This is a genomic window from Tenacibaculum amylolyticum, from assembly GCF_964511145.1.
Classification (GTDB): Bacteria; Bacteroidota; Bacteroidia; order Flavobacteriales; family Flavobacteriaceae; genus Polaribacter; species Polaribacter amylolyticum.
Genome location: NZ_CAZEFZ010000004.1, coordinates 279,554 through 294,211, shown reverse-complemented (window position 1 = coordinate 294,211; position 14,658 = coordinate 279,554). Strand labels below are relative to the sequence as shown.

Below are 14,658 nucleotides of genomic sequence, written 5' to 3'. Positions count from 1 at the left end.
TTTCAACTATTTAAGAAATTAATATATTGTTGTTGTTGAAATTTGTACGTCCATTTTTCTTCTTCATACTGTTTACCCTTTTTATCTGACAATGAATTTAATACATTTATAAAAGAATTGTCTGTATAAAAATAACTTTTAGCTAATAAATTCGGTATAACTTTATAATACTCATCATTTAGCATTGTTTTTTTATAAGCATAAGCTAGATTAAAAGTTCCTGTTATTTTTTGATTTACATAACTTTTATCATTCTTATTTAACAAAGGTAAAATATAATCAGAACTTTTTAGATAATTATAATAGGTAGCATTTTCTATAAATTTCTCAAAAAACACAAAATAATTTTGGAGATTTAATCCGTTAATTTCTTCTTTAAATTGAATCCCATCTGTAGTATTTATATTCCCGAGAATTATAAATTTAATTCTATTATCTAAACCTGTTTGATTGGCTAACTGTTCTATTAAAAATCGGTAATCTCTTCGACTAAAAAAGACTCGGCCAGGAATACAAATCCATATTTCTTCTTTATTTTTTTTCATATCCTCATATTCCTGATTCGGAAAGAAAATAGGATAAAAAGAAGCTAGTTTAATATCGCTTGGGACTTTAGCAGCTGCTACTAAATCTTCACTTAAAGCAACATATTTTTTTATTTTGGTTGAAATTACTTTTTGCGTAAAACTACTTGATAGTTTAGAAACATCATGAATAACGCCTACACAAGATGTTTTTTTGAAGTTTAATAAGAAAACCGCATTTCTTATAATTTTTGATGATGAAGCTGTATTAAACATCACTTTATCATACTTTTTTAAAAGATTAAAAAGCTGAATTGACTTTCGCATTCTTATTTTTATTCCCTTAACATCTCCGTCAAATTCTATAATATTAGAAAAATAAGACGCATAACTTTTAGCCTGCTGTATTACTTTAGGATGTGCTATTAAAGAAACGGAGTATCCTGCATCTTTCATAAATGAAACTTGGCTAAATATGCATTCTTCATGCGACTCACTAATTTCTACAATTGCAATATTCATAAACAATAATAAATAGTATTTTTGACGTTACGAAAATATAAAAATATGAAGCCTTTAAAATATTATTTCCATCATCTTTTCAAAAAAAATAATGGAGATACAAGTATTAAAACTAAAAACATTGACGAGTCATTTAACTACTTGCAAAAGCAAATGGAAGAAAATGAGCGTGTGTTTTTTGTTAGGTTTGGTGATGGTGAGTTTGTTACTTTAATGAAAAGGAATCATAGAAATTATAAATACAATGAAAAATTAGATCGTGAAATAGAAGAATCTTTCAACATTAAGGATCCGAATTATCTTATTTCATGTCCTATTAATTATCCTTATGATCAATATATTGCCAAAAGTATTTACACACAATTTAGTTGGCAACAAGAAATGATAGATTTGATTAAAAGTAAAAAATTTGATACTTCTTTTACTTTCGAGAATCCTTGTATTTTTCAATGTTTAACAGTTTTTAATCCTAAAAAATTAAAATCATTTTTAGATATTCATATTAGACCGAAAACAAAAATGTTTATTGGTTCTACAGAAAAAGAAACTGCAGAAAAACTCTATGGAAAAATAGATTATTATATACAAATTCCTGCGAAACATGCTTATGAAACGATAGACACTTGGTGGCCTCAAGTTGAAGAAAACTATAAAAATGTAGATTTGGTTATACCTTCAGCAGGAAGTACATCTAATGTAATTTCGTTACGTTTATGGAATTTAGGTTATCACAAAAAGCTAATAGATTTTGGTTCTGTTGTAGATGCCGTAGATAATAAAACTACTAGAAGTTGGATTAGACTTCAAGGGCATAAAGCCAACAAACTGCTAAGTGTAAAACCAAAAATATCCTTTAACCAAAAAATTACTTTTCTATTAAAGGATATTAAGTTTTATTTTAGAAATCAGTTTATTTAAACTGCCACATCATATTCTCTTAATGCATCGTTTAAAGAAGTCTTTTTATTCGTACTTTCTTTACGTTTACCAATAATTAATGCACAAGGTACATTGTACTCACCTGCAGCAAATTTCTTTGTATAGCTACCAGGAATTACTACAGAACGTGGTGGAACTTCACCTTTCATTTCCACTGGTTCATCTCCAGTTACATCTATAATTCTAGTACTCATAGTTAAAACTACATTAGCGCCTAAAACAGCTTCTTTTCCTACTCTAACACCTTCTACTACTATACAACGAGAACCTAAAAACGCTCCATCTTCAATAATAACTGGCGCGGCTTGTAAAGGTTCTAAAACTCCTCCTATTCCAACACCTCCAGACAAATGCACATTTTTACCTATTTGCGCACAAGAACCTACAGTTGCCCATGTATCTACCATAGTTCCTTCATCTACATATGCTCCAATATTTACATAACTTGGCATTAAAATAGTACCTGAAGAAATATAAGCTCCATGACGCGCTACTGCATTAGGAACTACACGAATTCCTTTTGCTTCGTAATCTCTTTTTAATGGAATTTTATCGTGGTATTCGAAAATCCCAGCTTCTAATGTTTCCATTTTTTGAATTGGGAAATATAAAACTACTGCTTTCTTTACCCACTCATTCACTTGCCATCCATCTGAAGTAGGCTCTGCCACTCTTAATTCTCCAGCATCTAGTAAATCTACTACTTTTCTAATAGCACTAATCGTTTCTTCTTCTTTTAATAATTCTCTGTTATCCCAGGCTTTTTCTATGATTGATCGAATTTCCGTCATTATAAAAATATTTTGTACAAATATACTTCTGTAAATAGTATTGAAAAACGAAAATACATTTTTTAAACAGAAAACGTATCCTTGTTTAAAATGAGTATTTTTGTCCCAAAATAGTAAATAAATTTTGGCACGAATACTAGCAATTGACTTTGGATTAAAACGAACCGGTATCGCTGTAACAGATGAACTACAAATTATTGCTTCTGGTTTAACAACTGTTCCTACCGACGAATTATTACCGTTTCTAAAAGACTATATTTCAAAAGAAAACGTTTCTCTTTTTGTAGTTGGTAAACCTAAACAAATGGACAACTCTGATAGTGAAAGTGAAGTATTAATTCAACCATTTCTTAAAAAACTAACGAAAGAAATTCCTGCTATTCCTATTGAACGTGTGGATGAGCGTTTTACTTCAAAAATGGCTTTTCAAACAATGATAGATGGTGGTTTAAAGAAAAAACAACGTAGAAATAAAGCGCTGGTAGATGAAATTAGTGCAACAATTATTCTACAGTCATATTTATACAATAAATAATTTAAAGTAAAAGACGTTATTTGTACTTTTGCGTGCACAAAAATAAATAGTATATGATTTTACCAATCGTTGCTTATGGCGACCCTGTTTTAAGAAAAGTCGGAAAAGAAATAGATAAAGACTATCCAAATTTGGCAGAACTAATTGCTAACATGAAAGAAACGATGTACAATGCTTCTGGTGTTGGTTTAGCTGCTCCACAAATTGGAAAAGATATACGTTTGTTTGTAATTGATGCTTCTCCTTTTGCTGAAGATGATGATTTAAGTGAAGAAGATCGTAAAGCTTTAGCTGATTTCAATCGTGTATTTATTAATGCTAAAATTGTTGAAGAAGAAGGTGAAGAATGGGTTTTTAATGAAGGATGTTTAAGTATTCCTGATGTTAGAGAAGATGTATGGAGAAAACCAACAGTTACAATAGAATATCAAGACGAAAACTTTGAAAATCATACGGAAGTATTAACAGGTTTAGCTGCCAGAGTTTTTCAACATGAATACGACCATATAGAAGGAGTTTTATTTACTGATAAACTTTCTTCTTTAAAGAAAAGATTAATCAAGAAAAAATTAGAAAATATTTCGAAAGGTAAAGTAAATTCTGGGTACAGAATGCGCTTTCCAAAACCAAAAAGATAATTATATACATGGAATTTAGTAAAATAATAGCTGTATCAGGGAAGCCTGGTTTATTTGAAATTTTATCTCAAACAAAAACTGGAGTAATCGTAAAATCTTTATTAGATGATAAGCGTATGCCAATTACAGCAACACATAATGTAAGCCTTTTAGAAAACATCGCTATCTTTACTTACGAAGAAGATGTACCATTAGCGCAAGTATTCAAAAACATTGCAGATAAAGAAGATGGTAAAGAATCAATTTCTCACAAAGAAAGTGCTAATGTTTTAACTTCATATTTCTCGGAAGTACTTCCTGATTATGATGCTGAACGTGTTTACACTTCTAATATTAAAAAAGTAATTCAATGGTATAACATTCTTGCTAAAGCAGATTTTGATTTTGCTACATTATTGCAAGAAGAAGTTAGTACTGAGGAAGAAGAATAGCATATGAATACTCGTAAACAACAATTAGAAGCTTTTAATCGTCTATTAGATATTATGGATGAGCTTCGTGAAAAATGTCCTTGGGATAAGAAACAAACTCTTGAAAGTTTAAGGCATTTAACAATTGAAGAAGTTTACGAATTAGGTGATGCTATTTTAGATAATGACTTAGAAGAACTTAAGAAAGAATTAGGCGATGTGCTTTTGCACATCGTTTTTTATGCAAAAATTGGAAGTGAGAAAAAAGCTTTTGATATTGCTGATATCGCTAATGCAATTTCAGATAAGTTAATAGATAGACATCCTCATATATATGGAGATGTTTCTGTTGAAAATGAAGAACAGGTAAAACAAAACTGGGAACAATTAAAACTAAAGGAAGGTAAAAAATCTGTTTTAGAAGGTGTTCCTAGAAGTTTACCTGCTGTTGTAAAAGCAAATAGAATTCAAGATAAAGTTGCTGGTGTTGGATTTGACTGGGAAGAACCACACCAAGTTTGGGAAAAAGTTCAAGAAGAACTATCTGAACTGAATGAAGAAATAGAAAAAGGAAATCAAGAGCATATTGAAAAAGAATTTGGTGATGTTTTATTTTCCATGATTAACTATGCTCGTTTTATCAAAGTAAATCCAGAAAATGCTTTAGAAAAGACCAACAAAAAGTTTATCCAACGTTTTCAGTACTTAGAAGAAAAAGCTAGAGAACATGGAAAGCAACTTTCTGAAATGAGTTTACAAGAAATGGATGTATTTTGGAACGAATCTAAAGCTTTTTATAAATAATTATTACTGAGTTGAGTTAGCTGCTCTGTTGTAATATTCTATTTCTTATAAATCGTTCTAATAAACTTCTCAAAATAGTAAATACATGAACAATGTTATAATTATTACAGGTGGTAGCAAAGGAATTGGCCAGGCGCTTGTTGAAAAATATAGTACAGAAAAATATATTGTTTTTTCATTATCAAGGTCTACCACAAAAATGCTAGATGCTACTTATATCTCTGTAGATTTATTACAAATTGAAGAAGCAAAAAGCGTTTTTAAAACACTTCTCAATCATATTAAAAAAATAGATCTTTCATCTATAACGCTCATTAACAATGCTGGGAGATTAGGTGAAATTTCGAATTTAGAGCATATTCCTTCAGAAGATATTCATCAATCTATACTACTAAACACAACTATTCCACTTATATTTTCTAGTCTATTTATAAAAGAGTTTTCGGATTTAAATTGTAAAAAGCAAATTATTAATATTTCTTCTGGTGCAGCTAAGAAACCCTATACAGGTTGGAGTGTTTATTGTAGTTCTAAAGCCGCTTTAGACATGATGACTGCCACTATAGCTGAAGAGCAAAAAGATATTAAAAACAATGTTAAATGCTTTGGTATACGACCAGGAGTTGTAGATACGAATATGCAATCTCAAATACGTGAAACTAATATTTCAAACTTTAAAAACGTACAACGTTTTATTGATTTAAAAAATAATAACGAGCTTTATACTCCTAAGTTTGTTGCTGAACGTATTTTCTATTTAGATACAAATGAAAAGCTGCAAAACGGTACCACAATAGATTTAAGAGAAGTTTAAATAAAATAATATGGCTTTAACTCCTTCTAATACATTTCCAATAGGTAAAATTGCTCCTGATTTTGAATTGATAAATACCATTGATCAGAAAAAAGTTTCTCTTATTGAAAAAAAAGGTAAAAACGGAACTGCAATCTTTTTTATCTGTAACCACTGCCCTTTTGTTATTCATGTAAATGACGAATTAATAAAACTTGCTAATGATTATAAGGATAAAGGAATAAATTTTATTGCCATTAGTAGTAACGATGTAGAAAATTATCCACAAGATCGTCCAGAATTAATGCAACAACAGGCTCAAAAGATAGGATATCCTTTCCCATATTTATACGATGAAACTCAAGAAGTAGCAAAAGCGTATAATGCTGCTTGTACACCAGACTTGTATCTTTTTGATAAAGATTTGAAGGCTGTATATCATGGTCAATTAGATGATTCTAGGCCAGGGAATGAAATTCCTGTAACGGGAAAAGATTTTAGAAATGCCTTAGATACTTTATTAGAGAATAACACTATCCTTGAAATTCAAAAACCTAGTATTGGTTGTAATATTAAATGGAAATAACATTTTTTATACTATATAAATAGCTGTTTTTTAACATTATTTATAAATAACACCTACATTTTTTACATTTCATAGCATTCATTAGCCGTACTTTTTCATCTTTATGAAGAAAAGTTACGTTCAAATGCACATATCTATAGATGAGTTAACTTGCTAAAATTAAACCTCTTATTTAAATTAGCTTCACTATTCAATCCCCAATTTAAATATCATGCGCAATTTTTTTAGTATCATGTTTTTCGCTGTTTTTTTGAACTTCTCGTACGCTCAAGATAATATTACAGCTCAAATAGATCGTGCTTTAATAAAAGCAAAAAAGGAAAACAAACATGTTTTCGTAAATTATTTATCAACTGGTGATACCAGTAAAAAAATGAAAGAGCAAATAAAGGATGAGGCTTTAAAGCCTATACTCAATTCAAGTTATATAGTTGTTACTATTGAAGTATCGGAAGAAGAAACAAACCAATATGTTAATTGCTCAAATCCTTTTAAATCTTTTGACAATGATAATTGTAATAAAATTGAATTTCCTTTTTGGTATATTATAGATGATTCAGGAAATTTTGTAGGTACTTCATTTAAAGATGAGGATAAAAATATTGGTTATCCTTCTACAAAAGAAGATGTAGATAGTTTTATAGATACATTACGAAATACATCTGCACTTACCGAAGTAAATCTTAATACAATTGCTAACTCTTTTCTTCATATAGAATAGTTAAGAGTTTTATTCTAATAAAAAATCAAAACACTTTTTATATAGGCTCTCTAAGTAATTAGAGGGCTTTTCTAATATTAGAGTAAATTGTTAATAACTTCCTTTAACAGTAACTTTCTTTCAACCAGATTTTTAATTATATTTAGAGACATTAATCCCTAATCCCCAAACATCATGCGTAAATATTTCTATTTACTCGCACTATTCATGTCGTCTTATTTTATCAATGCTCAGAGCAATACAGATCAACTTATTAATGATGCTTTAATAAAGGCTAAATCTGAAAATAAACATGTATTTGTAAATTACATAGCTGATAATGGCGAATTAAGTAAAAAAATGCAACAGCAAATGAACAATGAAGCTTGTAAGCCTTTATACAATTCAAATTATGTTGTCGTAACTATTGTGGTTTCAAAAGAAGAAGCAGATGAATATGTAAATTGCTCAAATCCTTTCAAATCATTTAGCGAAAGTAATTGTGAAAAAATAGTATTTCCTTTCTGGTATGTATTAGATGATTCTGGGTATTGTATTAGTGATTCCTATAGAGATACTAAAGAGAATATGAGTTATCCTTCTACAAAAGAAAAAGTAGAAAGTTTTGTAACTGTTATACGTAACACTTCAAAATTAACTACACCTGAACTAGACATTATTGCTGATACTTTTCATAAAATGAATAACGAACAATTTTATTCATCTAAAACACAATAATCAAAATATTATAGCATAAAAAAGCTCCCTTAATCAGGGAGCTTTTTTTATTTTATCCTTACGCTAATTTTTTAGCGTTTTTTACTTTCTGCTTTGTAAGTGCAATGTCTATTACCTCATGCATTTCTGTTACATAATGAAATTTTAAACCTTTTAAATAGCTGGTTTTAATTTCCTCTATATCTTTTTTATTATCTGCACATAAAATAATTTCTTTGATATTAGCACGCTTCGCAGCTAAAATCTTTTCTTTAATTCCACCAACTGGCAATACTTTTCCTCGTAAAGTAATTTCGCCTGTCATTGCTAGTTTATTTTTTACTTTTCGTTGTGTAAATACAGAAACTAACGATGTAAGCATTGTAATACCTGCACTAGGTCCATCTTTTGGAGTTGCTCCTTCTGGCACGTGAATATGTACATCATAATTGTCTAAAACCTCTGGTTTAATTCCAAAATCTTCTGCATTAGACTTTATGTATTTCATTGCAATTGTAGAAGATTCTTTCATTACAGTTCCTAAATTACCTGTAATAGACAAGTTTCCTTTTCCTTTAGATAAAATAGATTCTATAAATAAGATATCTCCACCAACACTTGTCCAAGCTAAACCTGTTACTACTCCAGCAGTGTCATTGTTCTCATATTTATCACGTTCTAAACGAGCAGGTCCTAGTATTTTTTCAATATCTTCATTTGTTAATGCAATATTGTACTCCTCCTCCATCGCTATTGATTTTGCAGCAAAACGAACAACTTTAGCCACTTGTTTTTCTAGTCCACGAACTCCAGATTCTCTTGTATATCCTTCTACAATTTTTTCTATCTGTTCTTTACCTAATTTTAAGTGCTCTTCTTTTAAGCCGTGCTCTTTTAATTGTTTAGGTAATAAATATTTCTTAGCGATTTCTACCTTCTCTTCAATCGTATATCCAGTTACATTAATAATCTCCATACGATCACGTAACGCCCATGGAATCTGATTGATATTATTTGCCGTAGCTATGAATAATACTTTAGATAAATCGTAACCTACTTCTAAATAATTATCGTAAAACTCAGTATTTTGCTCAGGATCTAGCACTTCTAACATTGCAGAAGAAGGATCTCCTTGATGACTTTGACCTAATTTATCTATTTCATCTAATACAAATACAGGATTTGAAGTTCCTGCCTTTTTAATATTCTGAATTAAACGACCTGGCATTGCTCCAATATATGTCTTTCTATGTCCTCTAATCTCTGCTTCATCTCTTAAACCACCTAAAGACATACGAACATATTTTCTTCCTAAAGCTTCAGCTACAGATTTACCAAGAGATGTTTTACCAACACCCGGAGGTCCATATAAACAGATAATAGGCGATTTCATATCTCCTCTTAACTTTAAAACAGCCAAATGTTCTATAATACGTTCTTTTACTTTTTCAAGTCCAAAATGATCTCTATCAAGTATTTTTTGCGCCTTTTTTAAGTCAAATTTATCCTTTGAATATTCTCCCCATGGTAGCTCTAGTAACAACTCTAAATAATTACGTTGCACACCATATTCAGCCATTTGCGGATTCATTCTTCGCAGTCTGTTTACTTCCTTATCAAATACTTCAGCAACTTCTTTAGACCATTTTTTATCTTTGGCCTTAGCTTTCATTTCTTCTAACTCTTGGTCATGAGAAACACCACCTAATTCTTCTTGAATTGTTTTTAATTGCTGATGTAAATAATATTCGCGTTGTTGCTTGTCTAAATCAGATCTTGTTTTAGATTGAATATCATTACGTAATTGTAATTTCTGAAGTTCTCTATCTAAATTTTTAAGTGTTAACAATGCGCGTTCTTTTACATTGTCTTTCTCTAATAATACTTGCTTTTGAGAAACACTTAAATCCATATTAGAAGAAATGAAATTCACTAAAAATGAATTCGATTGTATGTTTTTAATCGCAAAAGAAGCTTCAGAAGGTAACATTGGGTTTTCTTTAATAACCTCTAATGCTAATTCTTTTATTGATTCTATAATTGCATCGAATTCCTTTTTATCATCAATTGTTCTTTCTTCTACAGCTTCAGAAACTTTAGCTCTGATATAAGGAGTTTCTTGAATAATCTCATCAATCTCAAAACGCTTTTTTCCTTGAATAATAACTGTTGTATTCCCATCTGGCATTTTTAACACACGTAAAATCTGTGCTACTACTCCTGTATGGAAAATATCGTCTGCTCCAGGATCTTCAACTTCACTATCTCTCTGCGCTACAACACCAATTGTTTTATTTCCTTTGTTCGCATCTTTAATCAATTGAATTGATTTATCTCTTCCAGCTGTTATTGGAATTACTACTCCAGGAAATAATACAGTATTACGCAACGGCAAAATTGGTAATTCTTCAGGAATCTCCTCTTTATTTATTATTTCTTCATCTTCAGGTGTTAATAAAGGAATTAATTCTGAATCTTCATTTATCATATCCTGTAAAGACAAATTGTCTAAATGTATTATTTTAGATTTACTCATATTTTAAATAGCTGTCAATATGACATTAATATCTTAATTTCTTTTTAGGGAAGCAACAACAAACCAAAGTTAAAACACTGTTTTTCAGTAAAATAATTTAAAATCACATTGTTACTATACTAATAATAGTCAATAGTTATGCCAAGTAATTTTCTTAAATACTTAAATACTGTAACATATTTTAAAAAAAATCGTCTTAATTTTAATATTGATATTAAACAACAACTATGAAAACTAAACTTCTTCTTTTCTTTAGCACTCTATTACTACTAAGCAGTTGCACTTCAAATAAAAATAGTAAAGAATTTATAAATGAAACCTCTGGTCGGTATTTTTTTAATGCAGATGAAGTAATTGAAGTTCATTTTAAAAATGCTGAATTATTTTTACGATGGCGTAATTCTGATTTAAAACCTTTGAAAGTTAACGATAGTACCTTTTATGCCAAGGAATTAAATGAGAAACTAATTTTTATTCCATCTGAAAAGAAAATTAAATTGGCTGAAAAACGCGAACATGAGGGAGAAAAATTTACTTTTTTAAAGTTAAAAGAAAGGGAAAAAACACCTAGCGAATATTTAGCTGAAAACAATTATGAAATGGCTTTAAAAGGGTATTTAGCCATTAAAAAAAGAGATAGCTTAAGTCCTGTAATAAGACAAAGGAGTTTGAATAGAACAGGTTATAGATTGTTAGCCAATGATGAAACTGAAAAAGCGATTCTTGTTTTTAAAATAAATACTCAATTATATCCTAAAAGCTCTAATACTTATGATAGTCTTGGAGATGCTTATCGCAAAGCAAAAGATACTATCAAAGCCATTGAAAATTATAAAAAAGCTTTAGGCATTAATCCTGAAAATAGAAGTTCTAAAAGAAATTTAGAGCGTTTAACGAAAGCAAAAACAAATGAATAAGGATTTAAGATACCCTATTGGACAACCACAAATTCCTTCAAAAATATTAGCTACTCATCTTACGGATTGGATTTCTACTTTAGAGTTATTTCCTAAAAAATTAGAGAATTTAGTTAAACATTTGTCTGATGAGCAATTGGATACTCCTTACAGGTCTGGAGGTTGGACTATTAGACAAGTAATTCATCATTGTGCAGATAGTCATCATAACTCTTATACCCGCTTTAAATGGGCTTTAACAGAAGATAAACCTGTTATTAAAGCTTATTATGAAGACCGTTGGGCAGAATTACATGACTCTACAACTGGACCTATTCATCTTTCTTTAAGCTCTTTATATGCATTACATGCCAAATGGACATACTTTTTAAAAGGCTTAAATGAAACTGATTTAGATACTATTTTTATACACCCCGATGGAAATGAAAAAGTTTCGCTAAAAGAAAATATTGGAATTTATGCTTGGCATTGTAATCATCATTATGCACATATTGAGCATTTATTACTACATAAAAATTGGATTTAAATTAAAATTAACCCTGCAATAGCTGTAAAAACAATTATTTGTAGCCATTTTAAGTAAATACCAATTTTTTCATTTTTCTTTATTGCATCAGAAATAGCGCCTGCTAATATTGCTATTGTAGAAAAAATAACAAACGAAACTAGAATAAATAAACCTCCTAATACATAAAACTGATATACAGTACTTATTGTTTTTGAGAATAAAAACTGAGGAAAGAATGCCAAGAAAAAGATAGTCACTTTCGGATTTAAAACATTCATCCAAAACCCTGTTTTAAATAATTGTTTCGTTGATTTTTTCTCAACATTTTCTGTAGAAAAAGCAATTTTAGCATCACTTTTATATACTTGATAAGCAAGATATAATAGATATACTGCTCCAGCTAGTTTAATTATAAAAAATAAATGATCATTTGCTTTTATTATTTCTGATACGCCAAATGCCACCAAAGTTGTATGAATAATACAACCTGTCATTAATCCTAACACAGTTGCTAATCCATATTTTTTACCATTTACAATACTTTGTGTTAATACAAAAATATTATCTGGCCCTGGAGATACCGCTAATGCAGCAGTAGATAATATAAAAGAGAGTAAAGTTTCAATCATCATTTAAAATAATTTCATTTATCAAATATATATTCTTTCATCTAGAGATAAAGACTAGACTTCATTTAATAAGCTTTAAATTTACTAATACATTATAAGAAAAAACAAAATTCATCGCTTTATTAACGATGAATTTTCTTTATAGTATATTCTAAAAACTATTCATTAAAATTAAGGAGTATCGCAAGTACCTGGACAATAATAAATTCCTGTAACTGGGTCTGCATCAGCAGCTCTTTGAATATCTTCACAAGAATCATTATCTGCAAAAATATAATTGGCTGTAGTATACTTTCCACAATGTCCATAGCCTTGTCCTTTGTATATTGCAGATCTGTTTACGTAGTCAAGATCTACTCCATAAAACATTGAATCTTCACATAAATCTGTTACAACTCCACAAACTTGTGAATCTTCAACTAAGCCTGAAGATATATTTACATCTCCATCGAAAAACCAATCATACTCCCAGTTACTACTACTTTTTTTAGTTAAGTTTTTCTTTTCTATAAAAACCCAATCTCCTTTATAATAAATATTCTTATCTGCAGCATTTGGAATATCTGTAAAATTATTATTTGATTTTGAAGATGCATCATATTTTTGAAAACCGTACTCTAATGGAGCATTCGCAACTTTATTGATTACAAAAAGTTTTTCATTAGGCGTTAATTTTTTAAAATTTTGTATTTCTAACTTTTTAGTTACTATCATGTTTTCTTGAATTACTTCTTGAGATTCATTAGAATTACATGAGTTAAATACAATTAGACTTAGTACTAAGATTACAATTTTTTTCATAAAATTTATAGCTTTATATTATTTCTACGAAAATAACAAACTATTTATATTTAATCTAAATTAAAATAAATAAATTTAAGAAAGGAATGAAAAAAACCTGTAAATAGATGTTTTACAGGCTTATAAACTTCACAAAAATGATTTAATCATTAGCTTATTTAAGATAAAATTAAAACTTCCTATAATAAATAAGTTTTTATTTGGTACTTGCTAAAACAGCTTTGTTTATTCTCTTTATCAAAGAAGGTCCTTCATAAATAAACCCAGTATAAATTTGAACTAAATCAGCTCCTGCTGCTAGTTTTTCCAACGCGTCTTCTTCTGAATGAATACCTCCTACTCCAATAATTGGAAAAGCTTTATTTGAGTTTTTAGATAGGTACTGAATTACTTTTGTGCTCCTTTCTTTTATAGGTTGACCGCTTAAACCTCCATTTCCTATTTCTGCTAAACGCGCTTCTGAAGCTTTTAGTCCTTCTCTATTAACAGAAGTGTTAGATGCAATTACACCATCAATTTTAGTTGCTGCAACAAGAGCTATAATTTCATCTAATTGTGTTGTATTTAAATCTGGAGCAATTTTTAACAAAATTGGTTTCTGTTGCTCATGAGTATTATTAATTTTCTGAACTTCAATAATTAGCTCTTTTAAATAATCTGCATCCTCAAGTTTTGCATGACTAGAAACATTTGGACAACTTACATTTAAGACAAAATAATCTACATAAGGATGTAACTCCTTAAAACAAACTGTATAATCCGCTGTATAATCTTCTGGCTTTGTTGCAGTGTTTTTTCCGATGTTTCCTCCTATAATTACTTTTTCTTTATTTTTCTTTAATTGTGTAATAGCAGCTTCTAATCCATCATTATTGAACCCCATTCTGTTAATTATTCCTTTATCGTCTTGTAAACGGAATAATCTTTTTTTAGGATTTCCTACCTGACCTTTAGGAGTAACTGTACCAATTTCTATGAATCCAAAACCAAAATCAGCTAATTCATTATATAAAACTGCATTTTTGTCAAAACCAGCAGCCAAACCAACAGGATTTTTAAACGTCAATCCAAATAAATTTCTTTCTAAGCGTTTATCGTTTACTTGATACATACTTCTAAAGATTGAAGAAACGAATGGAATTTTAGTCATAAACTTAATCAGCGAAAACGTAAAATGATGAATTTTCTCTGGATCGAAAAGAAAAAATATAGGTCGAATTAGTAATTTATACATAAGTTACTCGTTAGGTCGAGCGGAGTCGATACCTTTTTGATTTATAGTTTCTTTATGACTTTTTACTCCGCTAA

The 14,658-nt window shown here is 29.4% G+C and carries 17 protein-coding genes; 11 read left to right on the top strand and 6 right to left on the bottom strand.

Features of this window, described 5'->3' with window-relative positions:
- Positions 1-2: 2 nt before the first annotated feature.
- Positions 3-1,046 (bottom strand): hypothetical protein, encoded by a 1,044-nt coding sequence (locus tag ACKTTC_RS02815; protein ID WP_408038084.1) that lies wholly within the window; start codon positions 1,044-1,046, stop codon positions 3-5.
- Between the two features lie 45 nt (positions 1,047-1,091).
- Between ACKTTC_RS02815 and ACKTTC_RS02810 the strand changes: the two genes are divergently transcribed.
- Positions 1,092-1,964, top strand: coding sequence for a hypothetical protein (locus ACKTTC_RS02810; protein WP_408038082.1), 873 nt, complete (start codon positions 1,092-1,094; stop codon positions 1,962-1,964).
- Here the strand turns inward: ACKTTC_RS02810 and ACKTTC_RS02805 are convergent.
- Positions 1,961-2,776 carry a 2,3,4,5-tetrahydropyridine-2,6-dicarboxylate N-succinyltransferase gene (locus ACKTTC_RS02805; protein ID WP_408038080.1) on the bottom strand — a complete coding sequence of 272 codons (816 nt, stop codon included), beginning with the start codon at positions 2,774-2,776 and terminating at the stop codon, positions 1,961-1,963. The genes ACKTTC_RS02810 and ACKTTC_RS02805 overlap by 4 nt on opposite strands.
- A gap of 124 nt (positions 2,777-2,900) precedes the next feature.
- On the opposite strand from ACKTTC_RS02805, the gene ruvX reads away from it, so the two are divergent.
- From ruvX to ACKTTC_RS02765, 8 genes are all read left to right on the top strand, one after another.
- Positions 2,901-3,311: a Holliday junction resolvase RuvX gene (gene ruvX, locus ACKTTC_RS02800; RefSeq protein WP_408038078.1), complete on the top strand. Its 411-nt coding sequence runs from the start codon at positions 2,901-2,903 to the stop codon at positions 3,309-3,311.
- Positions 3,312-3,364: 53 nt separating this feature from the next.
- On the top strand, positions 3,365-3,949 hold the full coding sequence (gene def / locus ACKTTC_RS02795; protein WP_408038076.1) for a peptide deformylase: 585 nt from the start codon (positions 3,365-3,367) through the stop codon (positions 3,947-3,949).
- Positions 3,950-3,957: 8 nt separating this feature from the next.
- Positions 3,958-4,380 carry a DUF5606 family protein gene (locus ACKTTC_RS02790; protein WP_408038074.1) on the top strand — a complete coding sequence of 141 codons (423 nt, stop codon included), beginning with the start codon at positions 3,958-3,960 and terminating at the stop codon, positions 4,378-4,380.
- Between the two features lie 3 nt (positions 4,381-4,383).
- Positions 4,384-5,163: a nucleoside triphosphate pyrophosphohydrolase gene (mazG, locus tag ACKTTC_RS02785; RefSeq protein ID WP_408038072.1), complete on the top strand. Its 780-nt coding sequence runs from the start codon at positions 4,384-4,386 to the stop codon at positions 5,161-5,163.
- Positions 5,164-5,248: 85 nt separating this feature from the next.
- The gene (locus ACKTTC_RS02780; protein WP_408038070.1) at positions 5,249-5,977 is read left to right on the top strand and encodes an SDR family NAD(P)-dependent oxidoreductase; all 729 of its coding nucleotides are present in this window, start codon (positions 5,249-5,251) and stop codon (positions 5,975-5,977) included.
- A gap of 10 nt (positions 5,978-5,987) precedes the next feature.
- Positions 5,988-6,542, top strand: coding sequence for a thioredoxin family protein (locus tag ACKTTC_RS02775; protein ID WP_408038068.1), 555 nt, complete (start codon positions 5,988-5,990; stop codon positions 6,540-6,542).
- 211 nt (positions 6,543-6,753) lie between these two features.
- Positions 6,754-7,263 (top strand): hypothetical protein, encoded by a 510-nt coding sequence (locus ACKTTC_RS02770; protein ID WP_408038066.1) that lies wholly within the window; start codon positions 6,754-6,756, stop codon positions 7,261-7,263.
- Between the two features lie 174 nt (positions 7,264-7,437).
- Positions 7,438-7,980 carry a hypothetical protein gene (locus tag ACKTTC_RS02765; protein WP_408038064.1) on the top strand — a complete coding sequence of 181 codons (543 nt, stop codon included), beginning with the start codon at positions 7,438-7,440 and terminating at the stop codon, positions 7,978-7,980.
- Between the two features lie 58 nt (positions 7,981-8,038).
- On the opposite strand, the gene lon is transcribed toward ACKTTC_RS02765, so the two are convergent.
- Complete coding sequence (gene lon / locus ACKTTC_RS02760) at positions 8,039-10,495, bottom strand: endopeptidase La (protein WP_408038062.1); 2,457 nt, start codon at positions 10,493-10,495, stop codon at positions 8,039-8,041.
- 227 nt (positions 10,496-10,722) lie between these two features.
- Here lon and ACKTTC_RS02755 point away from each other — a divergent pair, with 227 nt between their 5' ends.
- Positions 10,723-11,412, top strand: a complete 690-nt coding sequence (locus tag ACKTTC_RS02755) for a tetratricopeptide repeat protein (protein WP_408038060.1) — start codon at positions 10,723-10,725, stop codon at positions 11,410-11,412.
- The gene (locus tag ACKTTC_RS02750) at positions 11,405-11,938 is read left to right on the top strand and encodes a YfiT family bacillithiol transferase (RefSeq protein WP_408038058.1); all 534 of its coding nucleotides are present in this window, start codon (positions 11,405-11,407) and stop codon (positions 11,936-11,938) included. The genes ACKTTC_RS02755 and ACKTTC_RS02750 overlap by 8 nt, the downstream gene beginning before the upstream one ends.
- On the opposite strand, the gene ACKTTC_RS02745 is transcribed toward ACKTTC_RS02750, so the two are convergent.
- From ACKTTC_RS02745 to ACKTTC_RS02735, 3 genes are all read right to left on the bottom strand, one after another.
- Positions 11,935-12,552 (bottom strand): LysE family translocator, encoded by a 618-nt coding sequence (locus ACKTTC_RS02745; RefSeq protein ID WP_408038056.1) that lies wholly within the window; start codon positions 12,550-12,552, stop codon positions 11,935-11,937. The two genes, ACKTTC_RS02750 and ACKTTC_RS02745, sit on opposite strands and share 4 nt — an antisense overlap.
- A gap of 168 nt (positions 12,553-12,720) precedes the next feature.
- Entirely contained in the window at positions 12,721-13,350 is a 630-nt protein-coding gene (locus ACKTTC_RS02740) for a hypothetical protein (RefSeq protein ID WP_408038054.1), read from the bottom strand.
- A gap of 196 nt (positions 13,351-13,546) precedes the next feature.
- The gene (locus ACKTTC_RS02735) at positions 13,547-14,584 is read right to left on the bottom strand and encodes a quinone-dependent dihydroorotate dehydrogenase (RefSeq protein ID WP_408038052.1); all 1,038 of its coding nucleotides are present in this window, start codon (positions 14,582-14,584) and stop codon (positions 13,547-13,549) included.
- Positions 14,585-14,658: the final 74 nt, after the last annotated feature.

Coding starts and splice junctions, on each gene's coding strand:
- ACKTTC_RS02805 (WP_408038080.1), bottom strand. CDS start 2,776: ATGACGGAAATTCGATCAATCATAGAAAAAGCCTGGGATAACAGAGAA.
- ACKTTC_RS02735 (WP_408038052.1), bottom strand. CDS start 14,584: ATGTATAAATTACTAATTCGACCTATATTTTTTCTTTTCGATCCAGAG.
- ACKTTC_RS02755 (WP_408038060.1), top strand. CDS start 10,723: ATGAAAACTAAACTTCTTCTTTTCTTTAGCACTCTATTACTACTAAGC.
- ACKTTC_RS02810 (WP_408038082.1), top strand. CDS start 1,092: ATGAAGCCTTTAAAATATTATTTCCATCATCTTTTCAAAAAAAATAAT.
- lon (WP_408038062.1), bottom strand. CDS start 10,495: ATGAGTAAATCTAAAATAATACATTTAGACAATTTGTCTTTACAGGAT.
- ACKTTC_RS02815 (WP_408038084.1), bottom strand. CDS start 1,046: ATGAATATTGCAATTGTAGAAATTAGTGAGTCGCATGAAGAATGCATA.
- ACKTTC_RS02790 (WP_408038074.1), top strand. CDS start 3,958: ATGGAATTTAGTAAAATAATAGCTGTATCAGGGAAGCCTGGTTTATTT.
- mazG (WP_408038072.1), top strand. CDS start 4,384: ATGAATACTCGTAAACAACAATTAGAAGCTTTTAATCGTCTATTAGAT.
- ACKTTC_RS02740 (WP_408038054.1), bottom strand. CDS start 13,350: ATGAAAAAAATTGTAATCTTAGTACTAAGTCTAATTGTATTTAACTCA.
- ACKTTC_RS02745 (WP_408038056.1), bottom strand. CDS start 12,552: ATGATGATTGAAACTTTACTCTCTTTTATATTATCTACTGCTGCATTA.
- def (WP_408038076.1), top strand. CDS start 3,365: ATGATTTTACCAATCGTTGCTTATGGCGACCCTGTTTTAAGAAAAGTC.
- ACKTTC_RS02770 (WP_408038066.1), top strand. CDS start 6,754: ATGCGCAATTTTTTTAGTATCATGTTTTTCGCTGTTTTTTTGAACTTC.
- ACKTTC_RS02750 (WP_408038058.1), top strand. CDS start 11,405: ATGAATAAGGATTTAAGATACCCTATTGGACAACCACAAATTCCTTCA.
- ACKTTC_RS02775 (WP_408038068.1), top strand. CDS start 5,988: ATGGCTTTAACTCCTTCTAATACATTTCCAATAGGTAAAATTGCTCCT.
- ACKTTC_RS02780 (WP_408038070.1), top strand. CDS start 5,249: ATGAACAATGTTATAATTATTACAGGTGGTAGCAAAGGAATTGGCCAG.
- ACKTTC_RS02765 (WP_408038064.1), top strand. CDS start 7,438: ATGCGTAAATATTTCTATTTACTCGCACTATTCATGTCGTCTTATTTT.